The following is a 16502-nucleotide window of genomic DNA, read 5'->3' as shown; positions in this document are numbered from 1 at the left end:
GGCGGCTGGGCCGGTGGCTGTCCCCGTGCCGGTCCCGTCCGGCGCGCCCGCGTCCGCGCCGACGCCGGGGGCGTCGGGCTCGGCGGCGGCGCCGCAGGCGGCTCCTGCCTCCGGTGGCGTGGCGCAGGCGGTGCCGCGTTCGGTGGCTGCTGAGCCGCGTCGGTGGGGCGCGACGCGGAGCGCGGTGCGGCTCGGGGCGCTGGGTGTGGTGCTCGTCGCCGCCCTCGGCGGGGTGGTCGGTGGGGCGACCGCCGCCGTCGCGGACGGGTCGTCTCCGACGCCGAGCGCGAGCGGCACCGCTGACGGCGCGTCCGGCACGCTCTGGTTCGACTACGCGTCGGGGCGCGACGACGATCCCATCAACGTGGCCACGTCCGGCCGCTGCCCGGCGCAGGGCACGTGGCTCGCCGCGAGCATCACCGGGCCGGGCTTCCCCGCGGGCGGCGCGTCCGCGCTCGGACTCTCGGCCGCGTCGATCTATCCCGGTGCCTCCACCGGCGGCTACGTCGTGCCGCTCGACCAGACGATGCGCAGCATCGCCCGCCAGAGCGGGGTGACCGCGCTGCACGGTGCCTACCGGGTGGACGTCTACTGCCGGGGCCGGTTCCTGCCGACCCACCTGCGGGACTTCGTCGGCACGCTGACCTTCGCGGGCTCCGGCGGCGCGTGGACGGCCGACCACGCCACACCGGTGGCGATGCCGGTGAGCAGCGAGCCCCCGGCGACGACCACCCGACCCCGCCCCGCGTCGACGACCGCGAGGGCGGCCCGGAGCGGTGGGATCTCCGTCCTCTCCGTGCTGGCCATGGTCGCGGGCGTGCTGCTCCTTGCAGGCCTCGCCACCTCCGCCCTCCGGCGCCGTCGCGCCCAGGTCCTCCGCGAACGCGGGGCCCAGCGCCCGAAGACCGCCCCGCAGTCCGACGTCACGCCGAAGGCAGGCATCCGATGACCGTCACCGCGGCACCGCCACCGCCCCCGCCGCCCCCGCCGCGGTTCGCGCCGGTGTGGCCCGTGCCGCCCGCGCAGCCCTTCCGGCCCGGGCCGCCGCCGCGACCGCCGCGGCCGCGGCGGAAGTTCGACGTGGCCGGGGCGTACGGGGCGACGCTGCTGATCCTCGCCGCGCTGGTCTTCGGCCTGCTGCTCGACATCGGCCCGATCGGCGACCTGCGGCACGCCCGCGACCGGGAGACCGGCTACGCCGACCTCCGGCTCGCGCTCGCCCAGGGCACCGCGCCCGTCGGGCAGACCGACCAGGACGGCAAGCTGCTGCAGCTCGGCACGCCCGTCGCGCTGCTCGGCATCCCGGAGCTCGGCCTGACCGAGGTCGTCCGGGAAGGAACCACCTCCGGTGTGCTGGAGCTCGGTCCGGGCCACCGCCGGGACACCCCGTTGCCGGGCCAGGCCGGGACCAGCGTGCTGATGGCGCGCGAGTCCGGCTTCGGCGGACCCTTCGGCACGCTCGACCAGCTCGCCCCGGACGAGACGTTCACGGTGACGACCGGTCAGGGCAAGCAGGTCTACCGCGTGCTGGACGTGCGCCGCGCCGGCGACCCGGTGCCGCCCGCGCTCCCCGCCGGCCGGGGCCGGCTCGTGCTGGTGACCGCCAGCGGCGCGGCCTTCGCGCCCGACGGGGTGCTCCAGGTCGACGCCGACCTGATCAGCAAGGTCCAGCCGTCGCCCGCCCGGTCCTTGACGGCCCAGGAGTTGACCCCGGCGGAGCTGCCGATGCACGGCGACGCCTCCGCCTGGGTGCCGCTGGTGCTCTGGGGGGAGGCCCTGCTGCTGGCGGCCGTCGGCGTCACCCTGGCCCGTGTCCGCTGGGGGCGCTGGCAGGCGTGGACGGTCGGGGCGCCGGTGCTCGGCGCGCTGGGGCTCTTCGTGGCCGACCAGGTCGTCCGGCTGCTGCCCAACCTCATCTGAGGCTGCTCCTCACCAACCGAGAGAGGTACCACCCGATGACTGCCCCCACGCAACCGGAGCAGACTCTCGTCCTGCCGGTCCAGCGTCCGGCCCCCACCGCCCGTCCGGGCGCCCTGGAGGCCCGCGAGGTCTCCGCCTGGTTCGGCCGCCACCAGGTCCTGGACCGGGTCTCGCTCGCCATGCCGGCCGGCCAGGTCACCGCCCTGATCGGCCCGTCCGGCTGCGGCAAGTCCACCTTCCTGCGCATTCTCAACCGCATGCACGAGCTGATCGGGGACGCCACCCTGGCGGGTGAGGTCCTGCTGGACGGAGCGGACGTCTACGGCGCCACCCGCCGCCTGACCGAGGCGCGGCGTTCGATCGGGATGGTCTTCCAGAAGCCCAACCCGTTCCCGGCGATGTCCGTCTACGACAACGTCCTGGCCGGGCTGAAGCTGACCGGCGTGCGGGCCGGCCGCGGTGAGCGGGACCGGCTGGTCGAGGAGTGCCTGACCAAGGCGGGCCTGTGGGTGGAGGTGCGCGACCGGCTCAAGCAGCCGGGCGGCGCGCTCTCCGGTGGTCAGCAGCAACGCCTGTGCATCGCCCGCTCCCTGGCCGTCCGGCCGCAGGTGTTGTTGATGGACGAGCCCTGTTCGGCCCTGGACCCGTCCTCGACGCGGCGCATCGAGGAGACCATCCGCGAGCTCGTGCACGAGGTGACGATCGTGATCGTCACCCACAACATGCAGCAGGCCGCACGTGTCTCGGACCGGTGCGCGTTCTTCCTGGCCAGCCAGGGCGTTCCGGGCGGCATCGTGGAACACGGCGAGACCAAGGCGATGTTCACCAGCCCGCGCGACGCCCGGACGGCGGACTACGTCAACGGCCGGTTCGGCTGAGGCTCCCTCACCACGCGGGGCGAATCGGGCCCCTGGGGCCGAGCGCGCCCAGGTCGCGGACCAGCGCGGCGAACCGCTCCTCGCCCAGCGCCTCCCGGTAGGGCGCGACCGCCGCGACCGCGGCGGCGTCCGCGGCGCGGGTGCAGGCCCAGCCGCGCTCGGTCAGAGCGAGCAGGCGCGCGCGGGCGTCGGTGGGGTGGGGCGTCCGTTCGACGTAGCCCTTGCGCACGAGCTCGTCGACGAGCTGGGCCGCGGCCTGCTTGGTCACCCCGAGGTGTTCGGCGAGGTCGCCGGTGGTGGCCCCGCCGAACGAGATCCGCACGAAGGCGAAGCCGTGCGCGGGCCGCAGGTCGTCGAAGCCCGCGGCGAGCACGCGGTCGTGGATGCCCTGGACGAGCTCGCCCGCGAGGGCGAGGACGAGCGCGGAGAACTGGAGAGCGGGTTGTTCCGGCATGGGTTGACCTTACCCCAATAGACAAGTAGCTTGTCCATATAGACAAGGTGCTTGTCCATCTCAGGAGAGGTCGTCCCAGCCATGCCCGTTGTCCGCACCGCAGAGGCCAAGGTCCACGAGCTCCACGCCGCCCGCTTCGTCGCCTACGCCAACCCCGCCACCGGCAGCCGGGAGCTCTGCGCCTGGCGCACCGAGATCCCCGCCGGCACCGTGGGCCAGGCCCACACCATCACCCGCGAGGAGATCCTGCTCGTCCTCACCGGCTCGCTCCGCTTCACCGTCGATGACGAGGCCCACGACCTCACCGCCGGCGACGTCCTGATCGCCAACCCGGGCAGTACGCTCCGCGTCGACAACGACTCCGACGGCCCCGCCCACATCTGGGCGACGACCTCCGTCGGCCTGGAGGCGGTCATGTCCGACGGCACCCGCATCCGCCCCCCGTGGGCAACCTGAGCAGTGCCCGGCTTCCCTGCTTTACCGCCTGCCCCGGCGAAGGGCTTGGTTGCAGCGGTTGACCAGGTCATCGACCTCGTCGACGATCTCCGGGGGAAGGCCGTCCGTTCCGCAGCACGCCGGCTTGGTCCGCTCGCCGCCCGGTGGGACATCCAAGCCGCACAGTTCCCACAGTCGTGCATACACGTTGATCGCGGGGTCACTCTCGTCGTGCGGGCCCACTAGCATGATCCACGCGGTGGCTTCCTCGTCGAATGACACGATCGCGCGCAGATTCCCGTGCAGATGCCGCACACACAGTCGGTCAACCGGCGATAGGCCAGTCAGTCGGTAGTCGAGTGCCTTGCAGCCTCGCCGTTCCAGGTCATCGGTCCAGTCCCAGAATGACTTCTTCTCCCGGCCGCGTAGCACCCTGGCGTCCTCGAAGCCGATGCGCGTGAACTCAACCCTCGTCGTCACCGGCGTCCTCGGCCTGGTTGAGCAGTTGCCTGCGGGCTTCGGCGAGGCTCACGCCCTCACCTCGGCGCATCTGATCGAGGCTCTCCTGGAGTCGGCGATCCGAGAGTGTCTGCTGGTCTTGCAGTCGCTGCCACACGGCGTCTGCAAGACCACGCTTCTTGCCGGCCCTCCGCAGATCGTCGACCAGCTTCTTCACCTCGTACAGGCTGCGCGGATCGACGACCTTGACCGTCGTCCCCGCGCTTTCGGCCGGCGTGAGGATGCCGGCCTCCACCCATGCGTCGACCGTCCGGCGTGACAACCCCAGGATCCGGGCGGCAACCGACACCCGCACAGGCTCGGTGTCCTCGAGGAGACTCTCCTTCGCTGCGGCAATGTGTTCCAGGGCTTTGTGGGTGTCCGCCGAGGCAAGTGCGGCCACAGCGGCGTCCAGATCCCTTACGAGGGCCAGCAGGTCCGCGGAACTGTCCCGATCGCGCCGGTGTCCGACAGCGCTCTCACGCTGGTTGGACTCCGTCGTGGAAGCGTTGAGCGTCTCGAATGAATCGACGAAGGTCCTGAACACCTCCAGCCATGCGTCGCACCCCGGCGGTTGAGGCTGCTCGTCGGAGTCCATCGGCGGCTCTGCCGCGTTCGTGCTCTCATCCAGGTGCCGCTGCCATGCTGCGGCGCGCCAGCCGGGTGCCTCCCCGGGGTGAGCGGCGCGTCGGTTGTAGAAGAGACGTCGCGCTGGTGACATCTCGGAGGATCTGGCGTACTTGACCTGGGCCAGCGCGAGGACGGGGTCCCGGGTCGATCGATGCGAGGGGAGGGCCGTGACGATGTCCTTCACGACGACGGGGTAGGCGCGGAGAGCTGTGTACAGGGCCGTCGCGCAGAGTGCCAGGTCGTGGTCGGGGAGTGTGGGTGGTGAGGTTTCGCGGATCGGCCTGCCCTTGTTCATGATTTCCGCCTCCATCCGTTACTGCCGATTATCCCCTAAAAAACGGCAGCAGCAACGGAAGCCTGCGAAGTCTGTCAAGAAGCCTCGTAGGGGAACCTGGCGAACGGGGCCTGCGCGCCGAAGAACGACTTCGCCCGCACCAGCGCCGCCTCGTCCTCCAGGACCTGGCCCGGCCGGTTCGCGTGGCCCAGCAGCAGGCCGCCGAAGCGCATCCCCATGTAGGCCGCCGTGTGGTTGAGCGTCAGCTCCACCGGCAGGGCGACCTCGTCCTCCTCGTGGGCCATCGCCGTGACGCCCCACAGCGTCCGCCCGGCCATCTTGGCCTTGAACTCCGGGTCCGGCTCGCGCAGCCACCTGGACCAGTAGTCCAGGTAGCGCTTCGCGTAGGCGGAGAGCGAGTACCAGTACAGCGGCGAGACGATCACCACGTCCGTCGCGGCCAGTGTGGCCGCGTGCAGCAGGGCCTCGTTCTGCTGCTCCGGCCAGGACTGCTCCGCGTGGCGGGCGTCGACGTAGTCGGGCAGGCGGTGTTCGGCCAGGTCCAGCCAGCGCTGCCCGGTGCCCGCGGGCAGTTGCTCGGCCGCCGTGCGGGCCAGCAGCTGCGAGTTGCCGTCGGGACGGGCGCCGCCGAGGAGGAAGAGGAAGGATCGGTTGCTCACATCGGACGGCAACCCCTCCCCGGGCGGGGCTATTCCGGCAGCCCCGCCCGGCGGGCGGCTCAGTCGCGCAGTGCGAACGCGGCCCGGACCGCGTCCTGGGCCGCCGCGCCGCCGCCGAGGCTGGCGGAGGCGAGGTGGTCGAGGCCCAGCAGCGCGGCGCCGACGACCGGCGGGGTGGTGACCACGCGGGGCTGCGCCAGCGGCGCCACCGCCGCCAGGCGGGTCAGCACGGCGTCCATCAGCAGCGGCTGGCGCGCGGCCAGCACACCGCCGCCGAGGACCACGTCGGCCGCGGAGTCGAGCAGGCCCAGGCGGCGCAGGGCCACCGAGGCGAGCGCGACGATCTCCTCCGCCTGACGCTCCACCAGCTGTACCGCCGTCGGGTCGCCCTCCTCCGCGCAGCGGAACAGGACGGGCACCAGCTCGTGCAGCCGGCCCTCCGGGACCTCGCCGAGGTGGACCGCCTCGGCGACCGCGCTCGCGCTCGCCAGGCCGAAGTGCGCCGCGACCGCGCCGGCCAGGGCGGTGGGCTCGCCACGGCCGTCCTCGGCGCGGGTGGAGGACCACATGACCTCCAGCGAGATGCCGCCCCCGCCGCCCCAGTCGCCGGTGATCTGGCCGAGCGCGGGGAACCGCGCCGTGCGGCCGTCCGGCAGCAGGCCGACGCAGTTGATGCCCGCGCCGCAGACCACCGCGACGCCCCTCGGCGCGTCCGTCCCGGCGCGCAGCAGGGCGAAGGTGTCGTTGGCGACGACCGTGGTGCGGGACCAGCCGCGGGCCGCGATGGCCTGCTGCAGCTCCCGCTCCTCGACCGGCAGGTCCGCGTTGGCCAGGCACGCCGAGACGTGCGTGGCGAGCGGGCCCTGGCCCCCGCTGATGTCCAGCCCGGCCTCGGCGGCGGCCTCGGCCACCAGCGCGGCCAGGCCGTCGATCGCGCCGTCCGTGCCGGTCAGGTACGGACGGAAGCCGCCGCCGCGCGCGGTGCCGAGGACGGCACCGTCCGCGGTCACCAGCGCCACGTCGGTCTTGCTGTTGCCCGCGTCGATCGCGAGCACGCCGCGGACCAGCTCGGCGCCGACGGCGCCGACGGTGCCCGCGCCGATCGGATTGCCGACCTCGTCGTCCTCGGGGTCGCCCGAGTCGTGCGGAAGGTCTGTGATCAAGGTCGTCACGCCCACGCCAGGTGCTCGCGGTTGTGGGCGATCAGCCGGTCCGTCAGCTGGTCCGCACGATCGATCTGGCCGACCAGCGGGTGGGCGAGCAGGGCCTGGAAGACCCGGTCCCTGCCGCCGCGCAGGGCGGCGTCCAGGGCCAGCTGCTCGTAGCCGGTGACGTGCGCGATCAGGCCCGCGTAGAGCGGCTCGACGTCTGGCACCGGCAACGGCCGCGCGCCGGAGGCGTCGACCAGGGCCGGCACCTCGATGACCGCGTCGTCCGGCAGGAACGGCAGGGTGCCCGCGTTGCGGACGTTGACCACCTGCTCGGACGGCGCGCCGCCCTCTGCTGTTGTTGAGTTCCGTCCCAGCAGCGAGGCGACCAGTTGCACCGCCGCCTCGGAGTAGAACGCGCCGCCACGCTGCGCCAGCAGCTCCGGCTTCTCGTCCAGCGCCGGGTCCGCGTACATGGTCAGCAGTTCCTTCTCGATCGCCGCCACCTTCGAGGCGCGCGACCCCTGCTGCTTCAACTCCGCCACGACGTTGTCGTGCTCGTAGAAGTAGCGCAGGTAGTAGGAGGGGACCACGCCCAACTGCCGCACCAGCGACAGCGGCAGCTCCAGATCCGCGGCGATCGCCTCACCGTGCCCGTCGATCAGGTCCGGCAGCACGTCCTTGCCGTCCAGGCGGACACCGCGCTCCCAGGTGAGGTGGTTGAGCCCCACGTGGTCCAGCGAGATCCGCTCCGGCGCGACGCCGAGCAGGCCGGCGAACTTGCGCTGGAACCCGATGGCCACGTTGCACAGGCCGACGGCCTTGTGCCCGTGGGTCAGCAGGGCGCGGGTGACGATGCCGACGGGGTTGGTGAAGTCGACGATCCAGGCGTCCGGATTGGCCCGGCGCACCCGCTCGGCGATGTCGAGGACGACCGGGACGGTGCGCAGCGCCTTGGCCAACCCGCCCGCGCCGGTGGTCTCCTGGCCGACGCAGCCGCACTCCAGCGGCCACGTCTCGTCCTGGTTGCGGGCGGCCTGGCCGCCGACGCGCAGTTGCAGCAGCACCGCGTCGGCGCCCTGGACGGACGCGTCGAGGTCGGTGGAGGTGGTGACGGTGCCCGGGTGGCCCTGCTTGGCGAAGATCCGCCGGGCCAGCCCGCCGACCAGCGCAAGCCGCTCCGCGGCCGGGTCGACCAGCACCAACTCACCGATGGGAAGGCTGTCGCGAAGTCTGGCGAAGCCGTCGATCAGCTCCGGCGTGTACGTCGAGCCGCCTCCGACGACGACCAGCTTGAGGCTCATCAGCCCTTGACTCCTGTCAGTGTGACGCCCTCGATGAAGGCCTTCTGGGCGAAGAAGAACACGATGATCACGGGCGCCATCACCAGCAGGGTGGCGGCCATGGTCAGGTTCCAGTCCGTGTGGTGCGCGCTGTGGAAGGTCTGCAGACCGTAGGAGACCGTCCAGGCGTTGGGGTTCTGGGCCAGGTAGATCTGCGGGCCGAAGAAGTCGTTCCAGCAGTAGAAGAACTGGAACAGCGCGACGGCGGAGATCGCCGGCTTGATCATCGGCAGCACCACGCGGGTCAGCGTCTTGAACTCGCCGCAGCCGTCGACCTTGGCGGCGTCCAGGTACTCCTTGGGGATGGTCAGCAGGAACTGGCGCAGCAGGAAGATGGAGAACGCGTCGCCGAAGGCCATCGGGATGACCAGCGGCCAGATGGTGCCGGTCAGGTGCAGCTGGTTGGTCCAGAGCAGGTACATCGGGACGATGATCACCTGCGGCGGCAGCATCATCATCGAGATGACCGCCATCATCGCCACCCGGCGGCCGGGGAAGCGGAACTTCGCCAGCGCGTAGGCGGCCGGGATCGAGGAGGCCACCGTCAGCACGGTGCCGAGCACCGAGTACTCGATGCTGTTCTTCCACCAGCCGGTGAAGCCCGGCACCTTGAAGACGTTGACGTAGTTGCTCCACTGGAAGTGCTGCGGCCAGATGCTGGCGCCCAGCGTCTGGTCGTCGCTCATCACCGAGGTGAGGAAGAGGAAGACGAACGGCAGCACGAAGAAGAGCGCGGCGGCGATGCCGAGCGAGTGCACGGCGATCCAGTTGAGGCGGCGCTGCCGCACGAAGCGGCGGTGCGCGGCGGTGCGGGGCGCGGGGACGACAGCTGTCGCGGTGTCGAGAGTGAGTGTGTCGCTCATGGTTGCTCGGTCCCTTCCGGCTCAGTCTTCGCCCATGAGGCCGGCACGCCGGCGCATCAGCAGGGAGGTGAAGGCCATCGCGAGCACGAACAGGACCAGCGAGACCACGCAGGCCGAGCCGATGTCGTCGTTGCTCTGGAAGCCGAGGTTGTAGACGAGTTGGGGGACGGTCCAGGTGGAGCCGCCCGGGTAGCCGGGAAAGTAGTTCTGCCCGGAGCCCGACAGGGTCCCGGAGGCGACCTGCCCGGCGACCATCGCCTGCGTGTAGTACTGCAACGTCTGGATCACGCCGGTGACCACCGCGAACATGATGATCGGCATGATGTTCGGCAGCGTCACGTAGCGGAACCGCTGGAACGGCCCCGCGCCGTCGAGGTTGGCGGCCTCGTACTGGTCGGTCGGCACGTCCAGCAGGGCGGCCATGAAGATGACCATCAGGTCGCCGATGCCCCACAGCGCCAGCAGCACCAGCGACGGCTTCGACCAGTTCGGGTCGTTGAACCAGCCCGGCTGCGGCAGCCCGAGCTTGCCCAGCAGGTGGTTGACCGGCCCGGTGCCGGGGTTCAGCAGGAACGCGAAGCCGATGGTGGCCGCGACCGGCGGGGCCAGGTAGGGCAGGTAGAAGGCGGTGCGGAAGAAGCCGGCGCCGGTCTTGATCTTCGTGATCAGCATGCCGATGCCGAGACCGAAGATCACCCGCAGCGTGACCATCACCAGGACCAGCCACAGCGTGTTGCGCATGGCGGTCCAGAAGTACGGGTTCTCGGTGAGGACGTAGGTCCAGTTCTTCGTGCCCACGAAGTTCGGCGGGTTGTAGCCGTCGTAGTGCATGAAGGAGAAGTACACGGTGGAGATCAGCGGGTACGCGAAGAAGATCACGAAGCCGATCAGCCAGGGGGAGAGGAAGGCGAGGGCCACGCGCAGTTCACGACGGTGCTTGCGCTTGAGCGCGGGAGCGACCGGAGACTTGCCTGCGCGGGCCCGGGGCGGGGTGGGAGACAGGCCGGACTCGGCTGTCGTGCTGCTCATGGACGTTCACCACCGGGCGACAGAAGAAGGGCGGAGGCGGAGCGGAGGGGGGACCGGGCCGGCCGGTCCAGGGCGTTGGAGATCCCGGCCGGCCCGGAGCTTGATCAGTGCGTGCTGGCCTGGGCGAGCGAGTTGTCGATGTCGGTGTCGGCCTTCTTCAGGCCCGCCGCCACGTCCGTCTGCTTGCCCGACTGGAGGTCCAGGCCGAGGTTCTGCAGGATCGTCACGTAGGCGTCGCCGTCGGGGGTGGCCGGCTGGGTGACCGAGCCGGAGTTGGCCGCGACGTTCAGGAAGGTCTGGAACTGGCTCGGCAGCTTCAGGTCCGGCGACTTGAGCGCGGCCAGCGTGCTGGGCACGTTGTCGATCGCGTTGGCGAAGGTGACCAGCGCGGTGGTGTCCGTGGTCATGTACTTCACGAACTCCCAGGCCGCGGCCTGCTGCTGGCTGTTGCGGTTGATGCCGATGACCGTGCCGGTCTGGAAGCCCATGCCGTAGCTCGACGCCTTGTCGTCCGGCACCGGGAACGGCGCGGTGGCCCAGTTGAAGCTCACCTTGTCCTGCTGCAGGTTGGCGACGCGCCACTCGCCGTCCATCTGCATGGCGACCTTGCCCTTGTCGAAGGCGTTGGCGGCGAACTCGTCACCGTAGCCGGTGCGCAGCTTCTCCAGGTGGGCGTAGCCACCCAGCTTGCCGATCAGGTCCTTCTGCCAGGAGAAGAGCGCGGGCCAGGCCGGGTCGGCGGCCAGGTTGGACTTGCCGTCGGCGGTGAAGTAGGTCGGGTTGAACTGGCCGCCCACGTAGCCGGTGTTCTGCTCGTAGTAGTCCCAGACCGGCATGTAGCCGAGCTGCTGCGAGCCGTCGCCCTTGGTCAGCTTGACCGCGTCGGCGGCCAGTTCGGAGAAGGTCTTCGGCGGGGAGGCGATGCCGGCGGCCTTGAACATGTCGACGTTGTAGTAGAGGCCGTAGGCGTCGCCCAGCAGCGGGAGCGAGCACTGGTCGCCCTTGTACTGGGTGTAGTTGAGCATCGCCGGCGAGAACGTGGACGCCGGGTCGATGCCGTCCTTCTTCATCAGCGGGTTGAGGTCGATCCAGGCGCCGGTGGAGCAGAACTTGCCGACGTCGGTGGTGGAGAAGTCGGAGACCACGTCGGGCGCGTTGGCGCCGGTGGCGCGCATGCCCTGGGTGATGGTGTCGGCGGAGACCGCCTTGACCGCCTTGACGTGGATGTTCGGGTGCAGCTTCTCGAAGCCGGCGATGTTGGCGTTGATGGCGGCGAGCTCGTTCGGCTGGCTCCAGCCGTGCCAGAAGGTGATGGTGACCGGCTTGTCGTTCGAGCCCGTGCTGCCCTGTGAGCCGCTGTTCGGCTGGCCGGTACAGGCGGCGGCGGTCAGCGCGAGGGAGGCGGCCACAGCGAGGGCGGCAGCGGTGCGACGGCCTCTACGGCCGGCGAGCTGAGCTATCGACACGGAAAACTCCAGTGGGGTCGGACCGGTGAGAAGGTGCACTGAGCTACGGGCGCGGCAGGTGCGGGAGCCGGTCCGTGGTCTCTTGGGGGAGGTGCGGGGTGGTGCGGGGTGGTGCGAGGTGCGGGGTGGCGCTGGGTGGTGCGGCTCAGTGGGTGGAGAAGACCTGCTCCCTGGCGCTCGTCAGCGCGGTCTGCAACGCGCCGACGACGACGGGCGAGCCGGACAGCTCGCTCACCAGCAGGCGGGGCCGGGGGATGGCCAGGCCGCTGAGCTCCTCCTGGACCAGGGAACGCAGCACCTCGCCTCCGGCGCGCGGGACCTGGCCGCTGAGCACGACCAGCTCCGGGTCCACGACGGCGACCAGCGCCGCGAGGCCCGTGGCCATCCGTTCGGCCAGCGTCCGCAGGAACGCCTCCGCGCCGCGCTTCACGGCCTCGTTGACCACGTCCTGGGCGCTGACGCCGGTCAGGCCGTGCTCGGCGGCCAGGGCCAGCACCGCCGGGGCACCGGCCAGCTCCTGGAAGCCGCCCGAGTTCTCGGTCTCCAGGTCCACGTGCTTGATCAGCGGCGCGCCCGGCATCGGCATGTAGCCGATCTCGCCCGCGCCGCCGGTGTGTCCGCGGTGCATCCGGCCGCCCAGGACGAGGGCGGCGCCGATGCCCGCCTCCACCCAGAGCAGCACGAAGTCCTGCACACCCTGCGCCAGCCCGACGCGCTGCTCGGCCACGGCGGCCAGGTTCACGTCGTTCTCCAGCGCGACCGGCACGCCCAGCGCCGCCGTCAGCTCGGCCACCAGGTGGGCCGACTGCCAGCCGAGCAGGTGCGGCGCGTAGCGCAGCAGGCCGGTCGCCGGGTCCAGTGCGCCGGGCGTGCCGATGACGACCTGCCGCAGCTGCTCGCGCCGCAGCCCGGCCGCCTCCGTGGCGGTGTCCAGCGCCGAGGTGACCTGGGCGAGGGCGTCGCCGGGCTGGTCGGGCGAGACCGGCAGCCGGTGCTCGGTGACGATCGTGCCGGTGATGTCCGCGATGGCGATGCGGATCCGCTCCGGCGTCACGTCCAGCCCGGCCACGTACGCGGCGCGCGGGTTGATCTCGTACAGCTGCGCGCCGGGGCCCGGCCGTCCGGCGGTGGTGCCGACGGGCATGACCAGCCCCGCCGACTCCAGCCGGGCCAGCAGCTGGGAGGCCGTCGGCTTGGACAGCCCGGTCAGCTGGCCCAGCTGCGTGCGGGACAGGGGCCCCTGCTCCAGCAGCAGCTCAAGGGCAGCCCGGTCGTTGATCGCGCGCAGCAGGCTCGGAGTGCCGGGCTGCGAGGGGTTGCCGGTGCCGGTCGACATGGCGTTGAATCACCCTCCTCGTAGGTGCCCAGCACCCTAGTGGGTGCTGCTGTTCGCGGTTGATCGTGAACTATTAGGAAACTTTCCTGTTGGTCGGCAGGAACGTACGGCTGCGGGTGAGGGGATGTCAATGCCCCGGGAACCCTCCGATCTCGTTGGAGACCGAAGCGTTACCCGGGGCATCGGTGGCGCGGCGGGGGATCAGACGGCGAGTGCGGCCTCCTCGCGCTCCTCGGCGGCGTCCTGCGTGGACTCGACGACCGGTGCGGGCCGGCGCCTCCGCTCGAACAGGCCGGTCAGCGCGAGGGCGGCGGCGCCGGTCAGCGCCCAGCCGACGAGGATCCACAGGTCGGTGGCGAACCCGGCCCGGCCGTCGAAGTAGAGCATGCTCCGTGAGCCCTCGACGAAGCCCGAACCGATCCAGAACGAGTGCAGCGAGCCGAAGAAGCCGTTCTGGAGGTCGGGGCGGTAGATGCCGCCGGAGGTGGTGAAGTTCAGCATCACGAAGAGGAGCATCGTGCCCAGCGTGGTCCAGCGGCCCAGGAACCGGTGCAGTGCGGTGCCGATCGCGACGACGGCGAACGAGTAGACCCAGGCCAGGCCGAAGATCCCGGCCAGGTCGTGGTGGACGAAGTGGAACACCGGTCCGGCCAGCGCCGTGCCGATCGCGGCGACGGCGAAGGACACGCCCAGGGCGAGCGCCGCCCGCGTTCGCATCCGCAGCGCCTCACCGGCGCCGCCGATGACCGCGACGCTGCCGTAGGAGCCGATGCTGATCGCGACGAGCAGGAAGAACAGCGCCTGGTTGGTCGGGTCCTCGCTCGGCATCGGGGTGAGGTCGTCCACCGCGACCGGCGCGTGCTGGAGGGCGGCGACCTGGGTGAAGACCTTCTGTGCGACCTCCACGTCGGTGGCGGAGCTCGCCGTGGCCACCATCAGGGACGGCTGCGTCGGGCTCGGCGTGTAGGCGGCGACCAGAGTGCGGTCCATGATCTGCGCCCTGGCGGCGTCCGCGGTGGGGAGCGTGGTCACCTCGAGCGCGTCGCCTGCCTTGTCCTTGAGCGTCTGGGCGAGCACGTCGACCTGTGGTCCGCTGCCGACGACGGCGACCTTCATGTGGTGGGGCGAGGGCGCGTGGAACGCGCTCTCGTAGGCGAGCCCCATGCCCAGGCACATGAGCAGCGGCAGCAGGAGGTGCGTCAGCACCTTGCGGAGGACGACGCGTTCGGCGGACATCTCTTCCCCATATGGTTGGTAAATACAACTGAAGCTCTAAGTTGCACTTTACAACATATCTGGATTAGATGCTAATGCCAACTACTTCTGGTTCGGGTCGTCCAGGCCCGGTATCGGCGCGGTGGCCCGCGACTGCGAGCTGTTCGGGTCGCCGAGGGCGGAGGGGGCGGCCATGTCCGAGGGTGTCGCGGTCCGCTGCGTGGGTACGTCGGCCGGCTGCGGGGTCACCCCGAGGCGGACGTCCGCCGCCTCCAGCGCCTCCTTGATCCGGCGCCGCAGCTCCCGGCCGACGCCCAGCGCCTTGCCGGGCATGACCTTCGCCTGGACGTGCACGATCATCGCGTCCGCCGCGAGGGAGTCGACGCCGAGGACCTTGACCGGCTCCCAGAGCTGCTCGGACCACGCCTCCTCCTGCGACATGTTCTCCGTCGCGGCCAGGATGATCTTCTCGACCTTGTCCAGGTCCTCGTGGTATCCGAGCGGGATCTCCACGTTCGCCGTGGCCCAGCCCTGGCTCAGGTTGGCGATGCGCTTGACCTCGCCGTTGCGGATGTACCAGATCTCGCCGTTCGCGCCGCGCAGCTTGGTCACCCGCAGGCCGACCTCCAGCACGGTGCCGGTGGCCACGCCGGTGTCGATCTGGTCGCCGACGCCGTACTGGTCCTCGATGATCATGAAGACGCCGGAGAGGAAGTCCGTCACCAGGTTGCGCGCGCCGAAACCGATCGCCACACCCGCGACTCCTGCGCTGGCCAGCAGCGGCGCCAGGTTGATCCCCAGCACCGGCAGGATCGTGATGGCCGCGGTGCCCAGGATCACGAACGAGGTGACGCTGCGCAGCACCGACCCCATCGCCTGGGACCGCTGCCGCCGCCGCTCCGCGTTCGCGAGCAGGCCGTTGATCAGGGCGTTCTGTGCGGCGTGGTGGTTGCTGTGGGCCATCCGGTCCACCAACTTGTCGATCAGCCGCACCACCACCGCGCGCACGATCAGTGCGACGACCGCGATGAAGACGATCCGGATCCCGTTGGTGACCCAGTTCTCCCAGTGCGCGCTCACGTAGTTCACGGCCTGATTGGCCTGCTGGACCGTGCCGTGCAGGCTCGTCGTGCCGTCGGTCGGGCTCGCGCTCGGGGTGGCACTGGGGGTGGCACTGGAGGCCGGGTGCTGGCTGGACATCGCCCCAGCGTACCGAGAGCGGCGGAACGGCCCGCGCAGGCCGTTGTCGGGCCCTGATCCGCACTGACCGTGCGTTACCGGGCTTGACCTGCGGTGACTGTGGGCATAGTGCCGGTGTGGGCTTCCGGTGTGGGGGAGCACACACCCGGACGGATCCCCGGTCTTGCTGGCGCCCCGGCACCCTCGGCGGCGACACTGTCAGGAGATCACCACCTCTGGGTGATCGGTCGTCCCGGCGCGAGCCACGCGCCGTAGGCGGAAAGGGAGGCCCTCGTGCCGCATGTTCTGGTCCTGAACGCGTCCTATGAGCCACTTGGCGTCGTCTCGCTACGACGCGCCCTGGTGCTGGTCCTCGACAAGAAGGCGGTCAGCCTTGAGGACACCGGGGTATTCATGCACAGCGCCACCTCAGCCATATCCGCTCCGTCCGTCGTCCGGCTCACCCGGTTCGTACGGATCCCGTTCCGCGGGCCGGTCCCGCTCACCCGCCGCGCGCTCTTCGCCCGCGACGGGGGGCGCTGCGTCTACTGCGGTGGCGTCGCAACCAGCGTCGACCACGTGGTGCCGCGCAGCCGGGGCGGGCAGCACGCATGGGACAACGTGGTGGCGGCCTGCCGCCGCTGCAACCACGTGAAGGCCGACCGCCACCTGGCGGACCTCGGCTGGCGCATGAAGCGCCAACCGGCGCCACCCACGGGCCTCGCCTGGCGCATCATCGGCACGGGCCACCGCGACCCCCGCTGGCGCCCCTACCTGGAGCCCTACGGCACGGCGGAGGAGTTGTCCCACCTCGCCCCAGCCCATCATGCCGACGGCCCGCCTCTGGCCCCGGTCGAGCTCAGCGCGTAGTGCGCGAATCGCTCGCCGGGGTTTTTGCTTTCCGGCGGACGTGCGCCGTTCGCGGCTCGGGGACGTTGCACTACTTCAGGGGCGCGGGGAACTGCGCGACAAGCCACCCGGTGCGGATGGCCCTGCTCGTCGGGGACCATCCGCACGCCGGTGGCCTGTCGCGCAGTTCCCCGCGCCCCTGAGGCGGCTGCGCCCCTGAGGCGGCTGCGCCCCTGAGGCGGCTGCGCCCCTGAGGCGGCTGCGCCCCTGAGGCGGCTGCGCCCCTGAGGCGGCTGCGCCCCTGA

16 protein-coding genes and 1 pseudogene are annotated in these 16502 nt (G+C 71.2%); 5 read left to right on the top strand and 12 right to left on the bottom strand.

Translation table 11 applies throughout. The annotated features are described in order from the left end of the window. The 3 genes and pseudogenes from ABH931_RS39190 to ABH931_RS39180 all read left to right on the top strand — a co-directional run. Positions 1-949: pseudogene (locus tag ABH931_RS39190) on the top strand (hypothetical protein); the annotation flags it as partial. Positions 950-1080: 131 nt separating this feature from the next. Beyond that, complete coding sequence (locus tag ABH931_RS39185; protein WP_370124695.1) at positions 1081-1920, top strand: sortase domain-bontaining protein; 840 nt, start codon at positions 1081-1083, stop codon at positions 1918-1920. A gap of 35 nt (positions 1921-1955) precedes the next feature. Then, the gene (locus ABH931_RS39180) at positions 1956-2798 is read left to right on the top strand and encodes a phosphate ABC transporter ATP-binding protein (RefSeq protein ID WP_370124693.1); all 843 of its coding nucleotides are present in this window, start codon (positions 1956-1958) and stop codon (positions 2796-2798) included. Positions 2799-2805: 7 nt separating this feature from the next. Here ABH931_RS39180 and ABH931_RS39175 read toward each other — a convergent pair whose 3' ends face one another. Beyond that, positions 2806-3252 (bottom strand): MarR family winged helix-turn-helix transcriptional regulator, encoded by a 447-nt coding sequence (locus tag ABH931_RS39175; protein WP_370124692.1) that lies wholly within the window; start codon positions 3250-3252, stop codon positions 2806-2808. Positions 3253-3333: 81 nt separating this feature from the next. Here ABH931_RS39175 and ABH931_RS39170 point away from each other — a divergent pair, with 81 nt between their 5' ends. Then, positions 3334-3708: a cupin domain-containing protein gene (locus ABH931_RS39170; protein ID WP_370124690.1), complete on the top strand. Its 375-nt coding sequence runs from the start codon at positions 3334-3336 to the stop codon at positions 3706-3708. A 21-nt stretch (positions 3709-3729) separates the two neighbouring features. On the opposite strand, the gene ABH931_RS39165 is transcribed toward ABH931_RS39170, so the two are convergent. The 11 genes from ABH931_RS39165 to ABH931_RS39115 all read right to left on the bottom strand — a co-directional run bounded on the left by ABH931_RS39165 (position 3730) and on the right by ABH931_RS39115 (position 15369). Then, positions 3730-4167 carry a hypothetical protein gene (locus ABH931_RS39165; RefSeq protein ID WP_370124688.1) on the bottom strand — a complete coding sequence of 146 codons (438 nt, stop codon included), beginning with the start codon at positions 4165-4167 and terminating at the stop codon, positions 3730-3732. Beyond that, on the bottom strand, positions 4151-5125 hold the full coding sequence (locus ABH931_RS39160; protein WP_370124686.1) for a hypothetical protein: 975 nt from the start codon (positions 5123-5125) through the stop codon (positions 4151-4153). Before ABH931_RS39160 ends, ABH931_RS39165 begins: the two co-directional genes overlap by 17 nt. A 59-nt stretch (positions 5126-5184) precedes the next feature. Beyond that, complete coding sequence (locus ABH931_RS39155) at positions 5185-5769, bottom strand: flavodoxin family protein (RefSeq protein WP_370124684.1); 585 nt, start codon at positions 5767-5769, stop codon at positions 5185-5187. A gap of 59 nt (positions 5770-5828) precedes the next feature. Next, positions 5829-6824, bottom strand: coding sequence for an N-acetylglucosamine kinase (locus ABH931_RS39150; protein ID WP_370124697.1), 996 nt, complete (start codon positions 6822-6824; stop codon positions 5829-5831). A 113-nt stretch (positions 6825-6937) separates the two neighbouring features. Next, positions 6938-8221: a 6-phospho-beta-glucosidase gene (locus tag ABH931_RS39145; RefSeq protein ID WP_370124682.1), complete on the bottom strand. Its 1284-nt coding sequence runs from the start codon at positions 8219-8221 to the stop codon at positions 6938-6940. Then, positions 8221-9123, bottom strand: a complete 903-nt coding sequence (locus ABH931_RS39140) for a carbohydrate ABC transporter permease (protein ID WP_370124680.1) — start codon at positions 9121-9123, stop codon at positions 8221-8223. Before ABH931_RS39140 ends, ABH931_RS39145 begins: the two co-directional genes overlap by 1 nt. A gap of 21 nt (positions 9124-9144) precedes the next feature. Continuing rightward, the gene (locus ABH931_RS39135; protein ID WP_370124678.1) at positions 9145-10152 is read right to left on the bottom strand and encodes a carbohydrate ABC transporter permease; all 1008 of its coding nucleotides are present in this window, start codon (positions 10150-10152) and stop codon (positions 9145-9147) included. Between the two features lie 104 nt (positions 10153-10256). Then, entirely contained in the window at positions 10257-11618 is a 1362-nt protein-coding gene (locus tag ABH931_RS39130; protein WP_370124676.1) for an ABC transporter substrate-binding protein, read from the bottom strand. A 145-nt stretch (positions 11619-11763) separates the two neighbouring features. Next, the gene (locus tag ABH931_RS39125; protein ID WP_370124675.1) at positions 11764-12954 is read right to left on the bottom strand and encodes an ROK family transcriptional regulator; all 1191 of its coding nucleotides are present in this window, start codon (positions 12952-12954) and stop codon (positions 11764-11766) included. A 201-nt stretch (positions 12955-13155) separates the two neighbouring features. Continuing rightward, positions 13156-14190 carry a hypothetical protein gene (locus ABH931_RS39120; RefSeq protein ID WP_370124673.1) on the bottom strand — a complete coding sequence of 345 codons (1035 nt, stop codon included), beginning with the start codon at positions 14188-14190 and terminating at the stop codon, positions 13156-13158. Positions 14191-14271: 81 nt separating this feature from the next. Continuing rightward, complete coding sequence (locus ABH931_RS39115; RefSeq protein WP_370124671.1) at positions 14272-15369, bottom strand: mechanosensitive ion channel family protein; 1098 nt, start codon at positions 15367-15369, stop codon at positions 14272-14274. A 273-nt stretch (positions 15370-15642) separates the two neighbouring features. Here ABH931_RS39115 and ABH931_RS39110 point away from each other — a divergent pair, with 273 nt between their 5' ends. Beyond that, on the top strand, positions 15643-16218 hold the full coding sequence (locus tag ABH931_RS39110; protein WP_370124669.1) for an HNH endonuclease: 576 nt from the start codon (positions 15643-15645) through the stop codon (positions 16216-16218). Positions 16219-16502: the final 284 nt, after the last annotated feature.

It is taken from the genome of Streptacidiphilus sp. MAP12-33 (assembly GCF_041261265.1).
GTDB lineage: Bacteria > Actinomycetota > Actinomycetes > Streptomycetales > Streptomycetaceae > Streptacidiphilus.
The sequence above is the reverse complement of the archived record's forward strand: the minus strand, read 5'-3'. Positions and strand labels throughout refer to the sequence as shown.